The following is a 17,775-nucleotide window of genomic DNA, read 5'->3' as shown; positions in this document are numbered from 1 at the left end:
GCCCTGATCTTTTCACCTGTGAAAGAGTGGTTGCGTGAGCGTCCCCACCATTGTCGTCCACCGTGACGCCGACGTCCTGGCCAAGGCCGTGGCCGCGCGGATCATCACCCGGCTGGTCGACGCGCAGTCCGCGACGGGCTCGGCGTCGCTGGTGCTGACCGGGGGCACGGTCGGCACGGCGACCCTGGCCGCGATCGCCGCCACGCCCGCCCGTGACGCGGTCGACTGGTCGCGGCTCGACATCTGGTGGGGCGACGAGCGCTTTCTGCCCTCGGGCGATCCCGAGCGCAACGAGACCGGCGCCCGCCGGGCGCTGCTCGACCAGGTCGACGTCGATCCGGAGCGGGTGCACGTGATGCTGGGCCCCGACTCCGGCCTGACGGCGGAGGAGGCGGCCGACGCCTACGCCACCGAGCTGCGCAAGGCGGCCAGGCCGGAGGACCACGGCCCGGCGCCGTCGTTCGACGTGATGCTGCTCGGCATGGGCCCCGACGCGCACGTCGCCTCGTTGTTCCCGGGCATGCCCGCGCTCTACGACACACGCCCGGTGGTGGCGGTGCACGGCTCCCCCAAGCCACCGCCCACGCGCATCTCGCTGACGCTCCCGGTCATCCAGGGCTCGCGCGAGGTGTGGGTGATCGCGGCGGGCGAGGAGAAGTCGGGCGCCGTACGGCTCGCCCTGTCCGAATCCGGCCCGGTCCAGGTGCCGGCGGCCGGCGCCCACGGCCGGAGCCGGACGTTGTTCCTGCTGGACCGTGCGGCCGCCGGCAAGATCCCGCCGGGCATGGGCCGCATCGCCTCTCCCTGACCGGTCCCTAGCCTGTCGCGGCGAGCGCGTCGATCTCGGCCAGCAGCGCCCGCTTGCGGTCCGCGGCCAGGTAGGACGCGGTCACGCCGTTGCGGGCGAACGAGGCCAGCTCCTCCCTGCCGAAGCCGAAGGCGCGGGCCACGGTCCGATACTCGTCGGCCAGCGTGGTGGCGAACATGGGCGGGTCGTCGCTGCCCAGCGTCACGAACAGGCCCTCCTCCAGCAGCCGCGGCAGCGGGTGGTCCTCGATGCGGGCCACCTGGCCGGTGCGGACGTTGGAGGTCGGGCAGACGTCGAGCGGGAGCTGCCGCTCGCGCAGGCGGGCCACCAGGCGGTCGTCCTGGAGGCAGGAGATGCCGTGTCCGACACGCTCGGCGCCGAGGCCGTCGACGACCTCCCAGATCGTCTCGGGACCGGTCATCTCGCCGCCGTGCGGGACGCTGTGCAGCCCGGCGGCTCGGGCGGCGGCGAACGCGTCGCGGAACGCGTCACGGTAGGGCGGGCGCTCCTGCTCGATCCCGCCGAGGCCGAAACCTACCAGCGCGGCGGGAGGTTCCTCCAGCGCGTGGGCCAGGGTCACCTCGGCGGCCTCGACGCCGTACTCGCCGGGGATGTCGAAGATGTAGGCCATCTCGACGCCGTACTCGACCGGCGCGCGGCGGGCCGCGCCGTCCAGCGCCTCCGTCACCTCGCGCATCGGCATGCCGACCTGGTGGTGCGCGTACGGGGTGACCTGGAGCTCGGCGTAGCGGGCCCCCTGCTCCGACAGGTCGCGAGCCAGGCCGAGCACCAAGGCGGCCACGTCCTCCGGCTCCCTGACCAGGGCGTTGACCGCCGCGTACACCCGGGCGAAGTGCCGGAAGTCGGTGAAGGCGTAGAACGCGCGCAGCTCCTCCTCGTTGGTGGGCACGCCGCCGTCCGGGTGGCGACGGGCGAGCTCCAGGACCGTGGCGACGGAGGCGGAGCCGATCAGGTGGACGTGCAGCTCGACCTTGGGCAGCGCGACGATGAAGGCGTCGAGTGACGCGTCGAGGATCATGGCCACGACCATAAGCCTGCGTTTCGCCATCCGGACAGATTTCCCGGCCGAATCTCACATGAAAACGTCAGATTTCGATTCTGAGGGCGTTCAGCGTTCGAGTCGCCGGCGGGCGAGGCGCTCCTCGCGCCGGGCCACCTCCAGCCGCTGCTCGGTCTCGGCGAGCTTCCTGCGCGCCTTCGCCAGCTTCTTCTCGATCGTGGCGACCTTCGCGGCGCGGGCGCGATGCTCTTCGGCGGCGGCGGCCACCGCGTCCCGCCACTCCTCGTAGGCGGCCTCGGCCTCCTGTCGCTCCCGCGCCCGCCGTTCCTCGGTCTCCTGCCTGGCCCTGGCCACCTCGTCCTCGGCGTCCGGAGTCTTCTTCCGGCCGGCGGGCCCGCGACGGGGCGCGGGAGCGGGGGCGAAGCCGCTGTAGCTGAGCGGTCTGACCAGGCGGCCTCGCCGTACCTGGGCGGCCGCGTCGGCGTCCACCACGGCCGCGTCGAGCGTCTGGTCGACCTCGGCCGCCGCCGCGGCCGACAGCCGGGCGCCCTCCTTCACCAGGCGGCCCACCCTGCCGGTGAGGTCGCCGCGCCGCCGGGTGAGCTCGGCCAGCGCGTCGGCGTCGTGCTCCTCCCACGCGCTCCTCAACCGCTCCCCCAGGTCGAACAGTTCCTGGAGCTCGCCGGGGTGCAGGCGGGCGGCCCGGTTCAGCGCCCAGGCCGAGACCGTGGGCTTGCGCAGCCCGGTTATCTCACGGGCCAGCCCGGCCTCGCCCGCGGCCTTGGCCGCGCCCGCCTCGGCCGCGCGCGCGGCGGTGAACTCGGACGGCACGAGCGCGTAGAGCCGGTCGGCCACCTCGTCAAGATCCACAATGGTGAGATACCCCACATCCGCCCTTTCGTAGCGCATAGTGGAGGCAGGCATTCGAACGGAGGCCGCACGTGTTCGAGCGCTTCACCGACCGTGCCCGCAAGGTCGTCGTCCTCGCCCAGCAGGAGGCCCGGACGATGCGCCACGCCTACATCGGCACCGAGCACATCCTGCTCGGTCTCCTCCACCAGGACGAAGGGGCGGCCAGGACGATCCTGGAGAGCTTCGGCGTGGATCTGGAGGGCGTCCGCGCGTACATCGTGCGAGAAGTGGCGCCGGGCGACCGGGAGCCGGACGGCCACATCCCGTTCACTCCGCGCGCCAAGAAGGTGCTGGAGCTCTCGCTGCGCGAGGCCCTGCAGCTGCGGCACACCTACATCGGCACCGAGCACATCCTGCTCGGCCTCCTGCGCGAGGGCGAGGGCCTGGGCGCCCGGGCGCTCACCGACCTGGGAGTCGACCTGACCGAGGCCCGCCAGCGGCTGATCCACCGCGTGGGCCGCCACAGGGACAAGCCGGGCGACCTCCCCTTCGCCGGCGTCTCGATGCTGGGCGAGCGGCTCAACCGGATCCAGGAGAGCCTCGATCGCATCGAGCGCCACCTCGGAATCCGGCGGCCGCCCGGGCCGGACGACGCGGCACGGGAGGAGTCAGGCTGACACCAGCGCGCCGACCGGCAGCCTGGCCTCCACCACGCCGGGGTCCTCGGTGTAGCCGATCGTGGCGCCCAGCGACAGCAGCAGCCTGCGCATGCGTACGTTGTCGGACAGCATCGAGGCCCTGACCTCGGCGTATCCGAGGTCGCGCGCGTCCCGCACCAGCATCGTGGCCAGTGCCCGGCCCAGACCGCGCCCCTGCCAGCGGTCCTCGACCAGGAAGGCCATCTCGGCGATGCCCGGATCGGGGGTGAACATCAGGTTGGCCATCGCGACCACCTGCCCGTCGTGCCCGGCGACCAGGGACTGGCCACGGTTGCGGTCGCAGAGCCGGTCGAACATGCGCGGGGGCAGCGTCGGCATCGAGGTGAAGTAGCGGAACCGGCGCGCCTCCGGCGAGCAGCGGTCGTGCAGGTCTCGCACGGCCTCACGGTAGATCGTGGTGAGCGGGCGGACGGTGACCTCCGCGCCGTCGGCCAGCTTGGCCGCGCGCTCGGCGCCCGCCCGTTCCGCGGGCGGCTGGGCGAGCCGGGCGAAGGAGGCCGCCCTGGCGGCCTCGGTCAGTGTGAAGGGCAGCTCACCCCGGCGCAGGCGCACCGCTCGCCTGGCGGCCACGGGCACGATGAGCTGGGTCGGATCGGGCAGGTCACTCACCGCTTCACCATAGATCCACCGGGCGTCGTCCGCGCGCAGCAGCTCGGCCAGCAGCTCGGGCAGCCGCCACGGCGTGGACCTCAGCCTGGAGGCCAGCAGCAGGGCTCGGGTCGGCTCGTCGGTCAGCTCGTGGGCGGTCGCGGGGACGACCTGCACTCTGCGCCCCCCGGCCGCCTCCAGCGCCTCACGGACGGTCTCAGGGGTCGCGGGGATGTCGGCGACGAACTCGTCGACGGTGCCGTCGGCGTTGGACTGGACGCTCAGGCCGAGAATGTTGCCGCCCCGTGCGGCCAGGGCGGCGGCAAGGGAGGCGAGCCGTCCGGGCCGCTCGTCAACCGTGGTGCGGATGCGCAAGAATCCCATGGCCATGAGCATGCCGGAGGGCTGTTACGCGACCGCTACCACCGCGTTTCATGTAGCAAGATATGTGGCCATATATGTGTAAATGTCTCTTCGCCCGGACTGACCGGCGGTGAGGGGCTTCATCCCGGCCACACGGTCCGCCGGACGCCCCGCTCCCCCGGCCCTGGGCCGAACACCCCGGTCGTGTCCCGGCCGGCGCAGCCAGACAGGAGATCGATGGACATCCTCTTCCGGGGCGGGCGCGCCTTCACCCCGACGGGCGGCTTCGCGGAGGCCGTACTGGTCCGCCACGGCGTGATCGCCGCCGTGGGCGGCGAGCGGGAGCTGGCGCGGCTGGCGCCGGCGCACGACACCGTCGACCTGGCGGGCGGGCTGCTGGTGCCGGGGTTCACCGACGCGCACGTGCATCCGGTACAGGCGGGCCTGGAACGCGCCAAGTGCGACCTGTCGGAAGTCTACGGACTGGACGCGTACATCGAGAAGATCGCAGACTATGCGACGAAAAATCCTGAAAAGGAGTGGATCGATGGCGGCGGGTGGGACATGTCGGCCTTCCCGGGCGGGCTGCCCCACCGGAGCCTGCTCGACTTCGCCGACCGTCCCGTCTACCTGATCCAGCGCGACCACCACGCCGCCTGGGTCAGCACCCGCGCGCTCGAACGGGCCGGGATCACCCGCGACACCCCAGACCCCGCCGACGGCCGCATCGAGCGCGACCCCGACGGCAGCCCCAGCGGCGTGCTGCACGAGGGCGCGATGGACCTGGTCGGCCTACTCACCCCCCGCCCCACGACCGCCGACCTGGACACGGCGCTGACGGAGGCCGAGCGCCACCTGTTCTCACTGGGTGTCACAGGGTGGCAGGACGCCATCGTGGGCTCCTACGCGGGCTCCGACGACCAGTTGCCCACCTACCTGTCCGCGGCCGGCTCCGGCAGGCTCAGGGCGCGCGTGGTGGGGGCGCTGTGGTGGGACAGGACCCGCGGCCTCGACCAGATCGAGGAGCTGGTCGCCCGGCGCGCCTCGGCCGAGGGGCTCGACCGGTTCGCGGCCACCTCGGTGAAGATCATGCAGGACGGCATCACCGAGAACTTCACGGCCGCCACACTGGAGCCCTACTGCCGGTGCGGCGGCACCGGCCTGTCCTACGTGGATCCGGCCAAGCTCAGGGAGTACGTCGCCGAACTCGACCGGCTCGGCTTCCAGGTGCACTTCCACGCGATCGGCGAGCGGGCGGTGCGCGAGGCGCTCGACAGCTTCGAGGGCACCGACCCGGCCAACCGGCACCACATCGCGCACCTGCAGATCATCGAGCCGTCCGACGTGCCGCGCTTCGCCGCCCTCGGCGTCACGGCCAACCTGCAACCGCTGTGGGCCACGCACCACGCCCAGATGGACGAGCTGACGCTGCCGTTCCTCGGCGAGCCGCGATCGTCCTGGCAGTATCCGTTCGCCGGTCTGCTGGCCCACGGCACCAGGCTCTGCGCGGGCAGCGACTGGCCGGTGTCGAGCGCCGACCCGCTGCAGGGCCTGCACGTGGCGGTGAACCGGACCGAGCCGGGTGGTTCGGTGCACGCCGGCTACCCCACCGCGGGCAAGCCGTTCCTGCCCGGCCAGCGCATCGGCCTCGCGACCGCGCTGAGCGCCTACACGACGGGCTCGGCGTGGATCAACCGCTCGCCGGCCGGGGCCATCGAGCCGGGCCGCCCGGCCGACCTGGTCGTGCTCGACCGCGACCCGTTCGCGCTGCCCGCGGCGGACATCTGGACCACCGGGGTGGCCATGACGTTCGTGGACGGCGAGATCGTCCACCGGCGGCCCGGCTTGTAACGTACCCGCCCGCGGCCGGACCGCTCCACGCGAAAGGCCCCGGCAACTGCCGGGGCCTTTCGACCGTCCTGCCGGGAGGACTCGCCTACCAGGGGGACTTGGTGTTGCGCAGGCGCTCGAGGGCCTCCTCGAGGATCGCCTTGCCGTCCTTGTCGCTCCTGCGCTCCTTCACATACGCCAGGTGCGTCTTGTACGGCTCGTTCTTGGGCGGGGCAGGCGGGGCCTGCTCGTCCTGTCCGGCCGGGAGGCCGCAACGCGGGCAGTCCCACATCTCGGGAACCGCCGCGTCACTCGCGAAACTGGGGCGCGTCTCATGCATGTTGGCGCACCAGAACGAGACCCGCACTCTCGGAGCTGCCTCGCCGCGCTCGGCCTCCCCCATCGGGCCAGCGCCGACACGGCTGCCACGGATCGCGTTGCCACTACCCACGGATGAACTCCTCGCTTGATCGCCCCGCATGGGGCGGGGAGAGAATCACTGTCACGCGTCAGACGGCTCAGGGCCTCACGAGCAGACCGAGAGCCACGATGCAGATGAACCAGATCACGCCCGTGATGACCGTCAGCCGGTCGAGGTTGCGCTCCACCACGGAGGAACCTCCGAAGTTCGACGAGAAGCCACCGCCGAACATGTCAGACAGGCCGCCACCCTTGCCCTTGTGGAGCAGGACGAGCAGGATCATGAGAAGGCTCGCCAGGATGAGGGCGATGGAGATTCCGAGTTCCACGGTATGCCTGTTCCTTCAATGCTCTGTTACGCGCGACGATTCAAACTTGCTTCTAGAGGGTACGGCCTGCTGTCAAGTCGCACCCTCCGAACGGCTCAGTTAGCCGGGCATTTCGGAAAACCGGCAGATCTTCACGAACTCACCGGCATCGATGCTGGCACCGCCCACGAGCGCGCCGTCGACATCGGGCTGAGCCATGATGCCGGCGATGTTGCCTGACTTGACCGATCCTCCGTAAAGGATACGTACCGCCGAGGCCACTTCGGAGTCGTACAGCTCAGCGAGTCGCACGCGCAGAGCCGCGCAGACCTCCTGGGCGTCCTCGGGGGTGGCCACCTCGCCGGTGCCGATCGCCCACACGGGCTCGTAGGCCACCACTATCGATTGTGCCTGCTTGGCCGGGACCTTGCGCAGCGCGCCCTCAAGCTGGGCGAGGGTGTGCGCCACCTGCTCGCCCGCCTGGCGCACCGCCAGCCCCTCGCCGACGCACAGGATGGGGGTGAGCGAGTGCCGGTAGGCGGCCTGCACCTTGAGGTTGACGATGTCGTCGTCCTCGCGGTGGTACTGCCGCCGCTCCGAGTGGCCGACCACGACGAACGTGCAGCCGAGCTTGGCCAGCATGGCGCCGGAGATCTCGCCCGTGTAGGCCCCCGCGTCGTGCTGGGACAGGTCCTGCGCGCCGTAGACGACGCGCAGCTTGTCGCCGTCGACGAGCGTCTGCACGCTGCGCAGGTCGGTGTAGGGCGGCAGGACCGCGACCTCCACCTTGTCGAAGTCCTTGTCGGAGAACGCGAAGGCCAGCTTCTGGACCAGCGCGATCGCCTCAAGGTGGTTGAGGTTCATCTTCCAGTTACCGGCGATGAGCGGCTTTCGCACGTCAGTCCTCCAGGGCGGCGAGTCCGGGGAGGGTCTTGCCCTCAAGGTATTCGAGGCTCGCCCCGCCACCGGTGGAGATGTGGGAGAAACCGTCTTCGGGCAGGCCCAGCCTGCGTACGGCAGCCGCGGAGTCGCCGCCGCCGACGACGGTGAACGCCTCCGAGCCGATCAGCGCCTCGGCCACCGCCTGGGTGCCGCCGGCGAACTCGTCGAACTCGAACACGCCCATCGGGCCGTTCCAGAAGACGGTGCGGGCGTCGGCCAGCTTGCCCGCGAACAGCTCGCGTGTCCTCGGCCCGATGTCGAGCCCCTGCCGGTCGGCCGGGATCGCGGTCGCCTCCACCACGTCGTAGGGCGCGCTCGGGTCGAAGTGCGTGGCGGCCAGCACGTCGACCGGCAGCACCAGGTCGACGCCCCGCTTGGCCGCCTCGTTGAGGAAGCCGCGCACCTGGTCGAGCTGGTCCTCCTGGAGCAGCGAGCCGCCGACCTCGTGGCCCTGGGCCTTGAGGAAGGTGTAGGCCATGCCACCGCCGACGAGCAGCCGGTCGACCTTGGTCAGCAGGTTGGCGATGACGCCGAGCTTGTCGGACACCTTCGCGCCGCCGAGCACGACCACGTAGGGCCGCTCGGTGGCCTCGGTGAGCCTGCGCAGCACCTCGACCTCGGCCACGACCAGCCCGCCCGCCGCGTGCGGCAGCAGCCGGGGCACGTCGTAGACGCTGGCGTGCTTGCGGTGTACCGCCCCGAACCCGTCGCCGACGTAGAGCTCGGCCAGGCCCGCCAGCCGCTCGGCGAAGGCCTGGCGCGTCGCGTCGTCCTTGGACTCCTCGCCGGGCTCGTACCTGAGGTTCTCCAGCAGGGCGACCTGGCCCTCCTGGAGCTCCTCCGCGACGCCCTGGGCGCTCGGGCCGACCACGTCAGTGGCGAAGGCCACCTCCTGGCCGAGCAGCTCGCTCAGGCGCCCGGCCACCGGCCGCAGCGAGAACTCGGGCTTCACCTGGCCCTTGGGACGGCCCAGATGAGCGCAGACGATGACCTTCGCGCCCCGGTCCACCAGGGTCCGGATCGTCGGCACCGACGCGCGGATGCGCCCGTCGTCGGTGATCGTCTCACCGTCGAGGGGGACGTTGAGGTCGGCGCGCACGAGCACGCGCCGCCCTTTCACGTCGAGATCGTCAAGCGTGCGCAACTGTGCTCCTTCGTGCGTCCTCGTCGTGGTGCGCCGCTGCCCGCGGCTGCGGCTGCCGTGTCACAGGTCGGTGCCCACCAGCTCGATGAGGTCGACGAGGCGGTTGGAGTAGCCCCACTCGTTGTCGTACCAGCCGACGACCTTGACCTGGTTGCCGAGCGCCTTGGTGAGGCCGGCGTCGAAGATGCAGGAGGCCGGGTCGGTGACGATGTCGGAGGAGACGATGTCGTCCTCGGTGTAGGACAGGATGCCCTTGAGCGGGCCCTCGGCGGCGGCCTTGACCGCGGCGTTGACCTCCTCGGCCGTGACCTCGCGGGCGAGGTCGACGGTGAGGTCGGTGGCCGAGCCGGTGGGGATCGGCACGCGCATCGCGAAGCCGTCGAGCTTGCCCTTGAGCTCGGGCAGCACCAGGCCGATGGCCTTGGCGGCGCCGGTGGAGGTGGGCACCACGTTGAGCGCGGCGGCGCGGGCGCGGCGCAGGTCCTTGTGCGGGCCGTCCTGGAGGTTCTGGTCCTGCGTGTAGGCGTGGATCGTGGTCATCAGGCCCTTCTCGATGGTGAAGGTGTCGTGGAGCACCTTCGCCATCGGGGCCAGGCAGTTGGTGGTGCAGGAGGCGTTGGAGATGATCGTGTCGGTGGCCGGGTTGTAGAGACCCTGGTTGACGCCCATCACGATCGTGATGTCCTCGTTCTTGGCCGGAGCCGAGATGATGACCTTCTTGGCGCCGTTGTCGGCGTGCACCCTGGCCTTGTTGGCGTCGGTGAACAGGCCGGTCGACTCGACCACCACGTCCACGCCCAGGTCGCCCCAGGGCAGCTTGGCCGGGTCACGCTCCGCGAAGACCTTGATCGCCTTGCCGTCGACGGTGATCTCGTCACTGGACGCCTTCACCTCGTAAGGGAGGCGGCCGAGGATGCTGTCGTACTTCAGCAGGTGGGCGAGCGTCGCGTTGTCGGTCAGGTCGTTGACCGCGACGATCTCGATGTCCTTACCGCTGGCTGCGACAGCACGCCAGAAGTTGCGACCGATACGGCCGAAGCCGTTGACGCCTACGCGGATGCTCACGGAAACCGATCTCCTCGTGCATGATGGCGGGCTAATCCTCAACCATGAACCCTATCGGACCGTAATTGGTTTAGACCACGTGCACCCCCGGTGTGTGAACGGCGGTTCCGCAAGCGCAGTTTGTGAGCTTCGAGTAAAGTGCCCGACTCATCAGAGTAAATTCCGGCATTCTCTGGGGGGCTGAGATGTCACAACGCCGGTCCGGCCTGCTGTCTGGCCTGGTCATGGGTTTTATCGCGATGCTCGTCTGCGCGGTCGGGCTCGGGGCGGTCCTCGTGTTCTGGGACTACCTGCCGGTGTTCGCGCGCACCTACGGCAGCGGCGTCCCGCTGATATCCGCGCTCGCGCTCGTCGCCGGCCTGCTGGTCGGCTGGGCGATCCGCCTGGTCAGGGCGCGCAGCCTGGCGCTGCCCTGGGCCGCGGCGCTGTACGCGACGGCGGCCGTGCCGCTGGGCTGGATCGGCGGATCCGCGCCGTACGGCCACCTGACGCTCGGTGGGGGCCGGGCCGATCCGCTCACGCTGACCGTCGACGACTTCCTGAACGGCCTGCCCTACGCGGCGCAGACCATCTGGAGGGCGTTCGCGACCTCGTGGGAGCCATGGGCGCCCCTGCCGGTCGCGGCGATCCCCGCGTTCGCCCTCGTGCTCGCCCGCGCGCTGCACATGCGCCGCGGCACCCAGGCAGCGGCCGGCCACACCACCAAGGACGAGCCCACGGAGGCTCAGCCCGAGCCGGAGTATCGGGCTCCCTTCGAGCCGGCCCAGTCCACCGGCACGCCCGCGCCGCCGGCGGGTGACCTGTTCACTCCCAGGAAGCCGTCCCACGACTGATCTGCCGCTCAGCGCCACGGCCCGCCGGTCCCGGGATCACAGGAGCGCCACCTCCGTCCCAGGTCACGCGACCGCCGCCCCCGGAGACGGCCCCTCGGCCACACCCGGCGGCGGAGCCGCGGCGTGCCTCACGGCGGAGGCCGTCAGGGGGCCAGCATGTCCACGGTGAGGTTGGCCTCGGTGTTGGGGACGCCCAGGTCGGAGGCGCGCTTGTCGGCCATGGCCAGCAACCTGCGGATGCGGCCCGCGATGGCGTCCTTGGTCAGCGGCGGATCGGCGATCTGCCCCAGCTCCTCCAGGGACGCCTGCTTGTGCTCGACCCGCAGCCGCCCGGCCACCACCAGGTGCTCCGGCGCCTCGTTGCCGAGGATCTCCAGCGCCCGCTGCACCCGGGCGCCCGCCGCCACCGCGGCCCGCGCCGAGCGCCGCAGGTTGGCGTCGTCGAAGTTGGCCAGCCGGTTGGCCGTCGCCCGGACCTCCCGGCGCATCCGGCGCTCCTCCCAGGCGAGCACGCTGTCGTGCGCCCCCAGCCTGGTCAGCAGCGCGCTGATCGCGTCGCCGTCGCGCACCACGACCCGGTCGACACCGCGCACCTCACGGGCCTTGGCATGGATCTTCAGCCGCCGCGCCGACCCCACGAGCGCCAGCGCCGCCTCCGGCCCTGGGCAGGTGACCTCGAGCGACATCGAGCGGCCCGGCTCGGTGAGCGACCCGTGCGCCAGGAACGCCCCCCGCCAGGCGGCCTCGGCGTCGCAGGAGGCGCCCGCCACGACCTGGCGGGGCAGCCCGCGCACGGGCCGCCCGTGGTTGTCGATCAGGCCCGTCTGCCGGGCCAGCGCCTCACCGTCGCGGTAGACGCGTACGACGTAGCGAGAGCCCTTGCGCAACCCGGCGGGCGCCAGCACCAGCACCTCCGCCTTGTGACCGAACACCTCGCTGATGTCCTTGATCAGCCGCCGCGCGGTGGCATTGGTGTCGAGCTCCGCCTCGATCACGATGCGCCCGCCCACCAGGTGCAGGCCGCTGGCGAACCGCAGCAGCGTGGAGACCTCGGCCTTTCGGCAGCAGGGCTTCAGCACCGGCAGTCGGCTCAGCTCGTCCTTGACCACACCCGTCATCGCCATAAGCGTTTAGTCCTCCCCCATTCAGACCGGCTCCCAGTCTCTCGTACCTTCAAGCCCCGCCGACCAGGATCAACGCTTCTGGAGGAAAATCTCGTCAAGGACGGAGGCAAGACGTCGTGGGTCGTGCCGGGGCGAACCATCGGAGGCGGCCACGTCGGCCATGACGAGCCGCCCGCCGAGCGCGGCGGCTGCTTTGTCCAGCGCGCCGGGGTCGTCGACCACGCCGGTGTCGGCGAGCACGATGTCCACCGCGAGGTCGGGAGCGTGCTGTCTGAGCACCTCCAGATGCTGCTGGGGCGAGAAATCGTCGGTCTCGCCGGCCTGCGGAGCGAGGTTGAGCGTGACGAGCCGCCTGGCCCGGGTCTCGTGCAGCGCCCTGGCCAGCTCGGGCACCTTGAGGTGCGGCAGCACGCTGGTGAACCACGATCCGGGGCCGAACACCACCCAGTCGGCCCGCAGGATCGCCTCCACGGCCTCGGGACGGGCGGGCGGGTCCTCCGGGACCAGCGAGATCGCCTGCACCCGGCCAGGGGTGAGCGCGCAGGCCACCTGCCCGCACACGGTGGAGATGACGCCGTCGAGCTCCACCTCGGCCACGATGTCGAGCGGCACCGAGGCCATCGGCAGCACCCGGCCCCGCGCGCCGAGCAGCCGCCCCACCCAGTCGAGCCCCTGCACGGGGTCGCCGAGCAGCTCCCACAGCGCCACGATCAGCAAATTGCCGACGGCGTGCCCGTGCAGGTCGCCCTCGCTGCGGAAACGGTGCTGGACCACCTCGCTCCAGGTGACGCCCCACTCGTCGTCGCCACAGAGCGCGGCCAGGGCCATTCTCAGGTCGCCGGGCGGCAGCACGCCGAGCTCCCGCCTGAGCCTGCCGCTGGACCCTCCGTCGTCGGCCACGGTCACCACAGCGGTGAGCGCGTCGGTCACCGACCGGAGCGCGGACAGCGAGGCGTGTAGCCCGTGCCCGCCGCCGAGCGCCACGACCCGCGGCGCCCGATCTGCGGAGCGCGGTGCCCCTGCCACGCTCCCGGTGCCGCCGCCCGCCTGCGCGCCGCTTACGGGGACGTGCGCCGTGGAGGGCCGGAGGGGATAAGCCGGGACCGGGCCCTCGGACGCCTCGGAGGCACTCGCGGCGCCTGAGTCTTCGCTGTCATCGGTCACTCCCGGCCCACATCCCGGTGACTCACCTGGACCTCCATGCCGCGGTCACGCAGCCGGCCGGCGACCTGCTCGGCCATGGCCACGCTGCGGTGCTTGCCGCCCGTGCATCCCACGGCCAGCGTCGCGTAGCTCTTGCCCTCGCGGGCGTAGCCCGTCGCGACCACCCGCAGGACCTCCTCGTAGGCGTCGAGGAACTCCTTGGCCCCGGGCTGGCCGAGCACGTAGTCGCGGACGGGCGCGTCGAGACCGCTCATCGGCCGCAGCTCCGGCACCCAGTGCGGGTTGGGCAGGAAGCGGCAGTCGACGACGAGGTCGGCGTCGACCGGCAGGCCGTACTTGAACCCGAACGAGACCACGTTGACCCGCAGTCCCGGCCGGTCGTCACCGCCGAAGAAGTTGACGATCTTGTTGCGCAGCTCGTGCACGTTGTGCGAGGAGGTGTCGATGACCAGGTCGGCGTTGGCGCGCACCTCGCGCAGGATGCCGCGCTCGCGGGTGATGCCGTCGACCAGCCTGCCCTCGCCCTGCAGCGGGTGGGGGCGGCGGACGTTCTCGAAGCGGCGCACCAGCTCCTCGTCGCTGGCCTCGAGGAACACCACGCGCACCCGCACGCCCCGGGCCTCGAGCTCTTCGATGGCGGCGTTGAGGTCGGTGGTGAAGGCCAGGCTGCGCACGTCGACCACCGCGGCCACCTTGTCGGCGGCCAGCTTGACCCTGCCCGCCTCCTCGGCCATGGCGAACAGCAGCCCCGGCGGCAGGTTGTCGATGACGAACCAGCCGAGGTCCTCCAGGGCCTTGGCCGCGGTGCTGCGGCCCGCACCCGACATGCCGGTGACGATGACGAACGCCGGCTCCATGCTCATTGCTCACTCCTGCTCATTGCCGAACTCCGCGCGGCCGCTCGGTGGCAGCGCTCCGTCGCGGTGGCGGGGTGCTCACGGTGACTCCCCCTTCAGCGTTGACGCGATCACCTCGGCGGTCGACGGGCCGATGCCGGGGACCTGGCAGATCTCGGCGACGGTGGCCTCGCGCAGCTTCTTCACAGAGCCGAAGTGCCTGAGCAGCGCCTGTCGCCGCGCCGGGCCGAGACCCGGCACGCTGTCGAGCGCGCTCTCCTTGACGGTCTTTGACCTCTTGGAACGATGGTAGGTGATGGCGAACCGGTGCGCCTCGTCCCTGACCCGCTGCAACAGGTAGAGGCCCTCGCTTGACCGGGGCATGATGACCGGCTGGTCGTCGCCGGGCAGCCACACCTCCTCCAGCCGTTTGGCCAGGCCGCAGACCGCGACGTCGTCGATGCCCAGCTCGTCGAGCGCGCGCTGGGCGGCGGCCGCCTGCGGGCCCGCGCCGTCGACCACGACGAGGTTGGGCGGGTAGGCGAACTTGCGAGGCTTGCCCGTCTCGGGGTCGATGGGGCTGTGGGCGTCGTCGTCGGGGGCCAGCTCTCCCGTGGCGGAGCGCTCCTCCAGGTAACGCCGGAACCGCCGCATGATCACCTCGTGGATCGAGGCGACGTCGCCTTCCTTGGTCTTGACGGCGAAGCGCCGGTATTCGCTCTTGCGGGCCAGGCCGTCCTCGAAGACCACCATCGACGCCACGACGTTCTCGCCCTGGAGATGGGAGACGTCGTAGCACTCGACGCGCAGCGGCGCCTGGTCGAGGTCGAGCGCGTCGGCGATCTCCTGCAACGCCTTGCTGCGCGTCGTCAGGTCGCCGGCCCGGCGGATCTTGTGCTGGGCGAGCGACTCCTTGGCGTTGCGCTCGACGGTCTCCATCAGCGCCTTCTTGTCGCCGCGCTGCGGCACCCGCACCTCGACCCGGGCCCGGCGCTGCTCGGACAGCAGCTCGGTGACCGCCTCGGCGTCGGGCGGCAGCGCGGCCACGAGCACCTCGCGGGGCATCGACTCGGGGCTGGCCTCGGCGTACATCTGCAGCAGGAACTGCTCGACCAGCTCGCCGGGCGACGTCTCCTCGACCTTGTCGACGACCCAGCCGCGCTGGCCGCGGATGCGGCCGCCGCGCACGTAGAAGACCTGGACCGCGGCTTCCAGAGGATCCTCGGCGAGCGCGATCACGTCGGCGTCGGTGGCCTCGCCCAGCACGACGGCCTGCTTCTCAAGGGCCCGCTGCAGCGCCTGGATGTCGTCGCGCAGCCGGGCGGCCCGTTCGTACTCCTGCTCGCTCGCGGCCTCGCGCATCTCCTTCTCGAGCCGCCGGATGAAGCGGCTCGTGTTGCCGGCCATGAAGTCGCAGAAGTCCTCGGCGAGAGCGCGGTGCTCCTCGGGGGTGACCCTGCCGACGCAGGGCGCGGAGCACTTGTCGATGTAGCCCAGCAGGCACGGCCGGCCGATCTGGCCCGCCCGCTTGAACACCCCGGCGCTGCACGTGCGGACCGGGAAGACACGCAGCAGCAGGTCGACGGTCTCGCGGATGGCCCAGGCGTGGGAGTAGGGGCCGAAGTAGCGGGTGCCCTTGCGCTTGGCGCCGCGCATCACCTGCACGCGCGGGAAGTCCTCGCCCATCGTGACCGCGAGGTAGGGGTAGGACTTGTCGTCGCGGTATTTGACGTTGAAGCGGGGGTCGAACTCCTTGATCCAGGAGTATTCGAGCTGCAGCGCCTCGACCTCGGTGCCCACGACGGTCCAGTCGACCCCGGTCGCGGTGTTGAGCATCGACTGGGTGCGCGGGTGGAGCGCGCTGATGTCGGCGAAGTAGGAGTTGAGCCGCTGCCGGAGGCTCTTGGCCTTGCCGACGTAGATCACGCGGCCGTGCCCGTCCCGGAACCGGTAGACCCCCGGCGAATCGGGGATCGATCCTGGCCTGGGCCGGAAACTCAGGGAGCTGCCCGCTGATCTCACCACGACCAAAGCCTAACGGGCCGCACCGACAGGAAGGCCCGCCGTACGCTCCGGCTTGGTACGGCGGGCCCGAGGTCAGGCCAGGGTGATCTGGTCGCCCTCCACTTTGATCGCCGTCTCGGCGAGCGGCCCCTTGGGCGGCCCGCCCGCCACCGATCCGTCCTCGATCTTGTACTTGCCGCCGTGGCACGGGCACTGGATCAGGCCGTTGGCGACGCTCGCGACCGTGCAGCCCTGGTGGGTGCAGACGGCGGTGAACGCCTTGAAGTCACCAGCGGTGGGCTGCGTCACTACGATCTTCTGCTCCTTGAAGACCGTTCCCCCGCCCACCGGGATGTCGGCGGTCCTGCCCAGCGCACCACCCGGCGCACCGTCCGGCGCGCCGGACTTCGCCGGACCGGCCGCAACCGCGTCGTCCGGAGTGTCGGTGTCCGCCCCGCAGGCGGTGAGCGCGAGCGCCAGGCCACCGGCGCCCACACCCGCGATCACCGCCCGGCGGCTCTGAAGGTCATCTGCCATGCGACCACGAAACCGCACGCAGGTGAGAAATTCATGAAAGACGCCTCAAGCGAGCATGATCGTGTCGCCGTCCACCTTGATTTTCTTTTCGGGCAGCGGATCGCCGGCGGGTCCACCGGCCACCGATCCGTCGGCGATGTCGAACTTGCTGCCGTGGCACGGGCAGTTGATCGTCCCGTTGGAGACACTGGCCACCGTGCAGCCCTGGTGGGTGCACACCGCGCTGAACGCCCTGAACTCACCCTCCTGTGGCTGGGTGACGACCACCTTCTGGCTCTCGAAGATCTTCCCGCCACCCGAGGGAATGTCGGAGGTGGCGGCCAGCGGCTTCGCCCTCGCCTTCTTCTTCGGCGCCGCGGACGACGGCTCCTCGGGCAGAGGCTCAGCACTCGCCTGTGTCGCGGGATCGCCGTAGCTCGCACACGCGGTCAGCACCGCGGCGAGCCCCGCGCTTCCGGCTCCGAGCACCACTGTCCGGCGCGTCGTTTCGGTCATGGTCGGTCCTCCCAGGTTCGGGTCTCACTACAGGTACGGCCAGCGCCCTCAGGCTGGTTCAGCCTGCCGTGAGCCGATCCCGGGAACCACGCACAATTACCGGTTCACACCACCACGATGCCGTCGCCCTCGACCTTGACCTGGTAGGCCGTCAACTGGCCGGTCGCCGGGCCCGTGAGGGCCTTGCCGGTGTCGGCCGCGAACTCACTGCCGTGGCACGGGCAGGTCATGACGTTGTCCTTGGGCAGGCCGACCGCGCAGCCGCGGTGCGGGCACACCGCGCTGAACGCCTTGTAGACCCCCTCGGTGGGCTGGGTGACCACGATCCTCCACCGATCGACGACCGTGCCGCCGCCGACGGGCACGTCGGCCGTCTTGGCGATGACCTGGCCCTTGATGCCCTGGGCTCGCTCCGGCTCGGCGGCGTCCGCGCCACAGCCGGCCAGCGCCAGGCCACACGCCGCCACTCCGGCCACTCCCAGTGCCTGACGCCGCCCGATCTCGGGCATGGCGAAGCCCCGCTCCGAACTCCTCATGTGATGCCGGCCCTCCCCCATCAGCCCTGATCCCCTGCAGGTCAGGGAGTTTCACGCCTCACTTTATGGGCGGCACCCCTCGGTCCCGGAATCGGGTGGCGCACGGCCGAGTGGTGCCCGAGGAGCCGGGACGCCGCCCGCCTCGTCGGCCGGCTCGGGCGGCGTCACGATCTCGTACGGGGGCCG

Annotated in this window: 18 protein-coding genes and 1 pseudogene; 4 read left to right on the top strand and 15 right to left on the bottom strand. The window is 71.2% G+C overall.

Annotated elements, in window-relative coordinates; translation table 11 throughout:
* The first annotated feature begins 34 nt into the window (after nt 1-34).
* Complete coding sequence (pgl, locus tag AC5L3X_RS16780) at nt 35-808, top strand: 6-phosphogluconolactonase (RefSeq protein WP_189126860.1); 774 nt, start codon at nt 35-37, stop codon at nt 806-808.
* A 7-nt stretch (nt 809-815) separates the two neighbouring features.
* Here the strand turns inward: pgl and add are convergent, their stop codons facing one another.
* Nucleotides 816-1,847: an adenosine deaminase gene (gene add, locus AC5L3X_RS16775; protein ID WP_494857852.1), complete on the bottom strand. Its 1,032-nt coding sequence runs from the start codon at nt 1,845-1,847 to the stop codon at nt 816-818.
* 90 nt (nt 1,848-1,937) lie between these two features.
* Nucleotides 1,938-2,699, bottom strand: a complete 762-nt coding sequence (locus AC5L3X_RS16770) for a hypothetical protein (protein WP_494857851.1) — start codon at nt 2,697-2,699, stop codon at nt 1,938-1,940.
* Nucleotides 2,700-2,770: 71 nt separating this feature from the next.
* On the opposite strand from AC5L3X_RS16770, the pseudogene AC5L3X_RS16765 reads away from it, so the two are divergent.
* Nucleotides 2,771-3,214: pseudogene (locus tag AC5L3X_RS16765) on the top strand (Clp protease N-terminal domain-containing protein); the annotation flags it as partial.
* Nucleotides 3,215-3,349: 135 nt separating this feature from the next.
* Here the strand turns inward: AC5L3X_RS16765 and AC5L3X_RS16760 are convergent.
* Nucleotides 3,350-4,372: a GNAT family N-acetyltransferase gene (locus tag AC5L3X_RS16760; RefSeq protein WP_189126856.1), complete on the bottom strand. Its 1,023-nt coding sequence runs from the start codon at nt 4,370-4,372 to the stop codon at nt 3,350-3,352.
* Nucleotides 4,373-4,588: 216 nt separating this feature from the next.
* Between AC5L3X_RS16760 and AC5L3X_RS16755 the strand changes: the two genes are divergently transcribed.
* A complete protein-coding gene (locus tag AC5L3X_RS16755) occupies nt 4,589-6,202 on the top strand; it encodes an amidohydrolase (RefSeq protein ID WP_494857850.1) in 1,614 nt (537 codons plus the stop codon).
* Nucleotides 6,203-6,287: 85 nt separating this feature from the next.
* Here the strand turns inward: AC5L3X_RS16755 and AC5L3X_RS16750 are convergent, their stop codons facing one another.
* The 5 genes from AC5L3X_RS16750 to gap all read right to left on the bottom strand — a co-directional run bounded on the left by AC5L3X_RS16750 (nt 6,288) and on the right by gap (nt 10,060).
* A complete protein-coding gene (locus tag AC5L3X_RS16750; RefSeq protein ID WP_113703949.1) occupies nt 6,288-6,632 on the bottom strand; it encodes an RNA polymerase-binding protein RbpA in 345 nt (114 codons plus the stop codon).
* Between the two features lie 67 nt (nt 6,633-6,699).
* Complete coding sequence (gene secG / locus AC5L3X_RS16745; RefSeq protein WP_189126854.1) at nt 6,700-6,930, bottom strand: preprotein translocase subunit SecG; 231 nt, start codon at nt 6,928-6,930, stop codon at nt 6,700-6,702.
* A 99-nt stretch (nt 6,931-7,029) separates the two neighbouring features.
* Nucleotides 7,030-7,806 (bottom strand): triose-phosphate isomerase, encoded by a 777-nt coding sequence (gene tpiA / locus AC5L3X_RS16740; protein ID WP_494857849.1) that lies wholly within the window; start codon nt 7,804-7,806, stop codon nt 7,030-7,032.
* A gap of 1 nt (nt 7,807) precedes the next feature.
* Nucleotides 7,808-8,995, bottom strand: coding sequence for a phosphoglycerate kinase (locus tag AC5L3X_RS16735; protein ID WP_494857847.1), 1,188 nt, complete (start codon nt 8,993-8,995; stop codon nt 7,808-7,810).
* Between the two features lie 60 nt (nt 8,996-9,055).
* Nucleotides 9,056-10,060 (bottom strand): type I glyceraldehyde-3-phosphate dehydrogenase, encoded by a 1,005-nt coding sequence (gap, locus tag AC5L3X_RS16730; protein WP_189126852.1) that lies wholly within the window; start codon nt 10,058-10,060, stop codon nt 9,056-9,058.
* Nucleotides 10,061-10,284: 224 nt separating this feature from the next.
* Between gap and AC5L3X_RS16725 the strand changes: the two genes are divergently transcribed.
* Nucleotides 10,285-10,893, top strand: a complete 609-nt coding sequence (locus tag AC5L3X_RS16725; RefSeq protein WP_494857845.1) for a hypothetical protein — start codon at nt 10,285-10,287, stop codon at nt 10,891-10,893.
* Nucleotides 10,894-11,036: 143 nt separating this feature from the next.
* Here the strand turns inward: AC5L3X_RS16725 and whiA are convergent, their stop codons facing one another.
* From whiA to AC5L3X_RS16690, 7 genes are all read right to left on the bottom strand, one after another.
* Nucleotides 11,037-12,017: a DNA-binding protein WhiA gene (gene whiA / locus AC5L3X_RS16720; RefSeq protein ID WP_189126850.1), complete on the bottom strand. Its 981-nt coding sequence runs from the start codon at nt 12,015-12,017 to the stop codon at nt 11,037-11,039.
* Between the two features lie 69 nt (nt 12,018-12,086).
* A complete protein-coding gene (locus AC5L3X_RS16715; RefSeq protein ID WP_494857843.1) occupies nt 12,087-13,043 on the bottom strand; it encodes a gluconeogenesis factor YvcK family protein in 957 nt (318 codons plus the stop codon).
* Nucleotides 13,044-13,177: 134 nt separating this feature from the next.
* Nucleotides 13,178-14,044 carry an RNase adapter RapZ gene (gene rapZ / locus AC5L3X_RS16710; RefSeq protein WP_189126848.1) on the bottom strand — a complete coding sequence of 289 codons (867 nt, stop codon included), beginning with the start codon at nt 14,042-14,044 and terminating at the stop codon, nt 13,178-13,180.
* Between the two features lie 72 nt (nt 14,045-14,116).
* Nucleotides 14,117-16,018: an excinuclease ABC subunit UvrC gene (gene uvrC, locus AC5L3X_RS16705; RefSeq protein ID WP_494858199.1), complete on the bottom strand. Its 1,902-nt coding sequence runs from the start codon at nt 16,016-16,018 to the stop codon at nt 14,117-14,119.
* Between the two features lie 96 nt (nt 16,019-16,114).
* A complete protein-coding gene (locus AC5L3X_RS16700) occupies nt 16,115-16,558 on the bottom strand; it encodes a Rieske (2Fe-2S) protein (RefSeq protein WP_494857841.1) in 444 nt (147 codons plus the stop codon).
* 45 nt (nt 16,559-16,603) lie between these two features.
* Nucleotides 16,604-17,053, bottom strand: coding sequence for a Rieske (2Fe-2S) protein (locus AC5L3X_RS16695; protein ID WP_494857839.1), 450 nt, complete (start codon nt 17,051-17,053; stop codon nt 16,604-16,606).
* 104 nt (nt 17,054-17,157) lie between these two features.
* Nucleotides 17,158-17,589 (bottom strand): Rieske (2Fe-2S) protein, encoded by a 432-nt coding sequence (locus AC5L3X_RS16690; RefSeq protein WP_494857837.1) that lies wholly within the window; start codon nt 17,587-17,589, stop codon nt 17,158-17,160.
* Nucleotides 17,590-17,775: the final 186 nt, after the last annotated feature.

This window comes from Nonomuraea sp. CX421 (genome assembly GCF_059358955.1).
The sequence above is the reverse complement of the archived record's forward strand: the minus strand, read 5'-3'. Positions and strand labels throughout refer to the sequence as shown.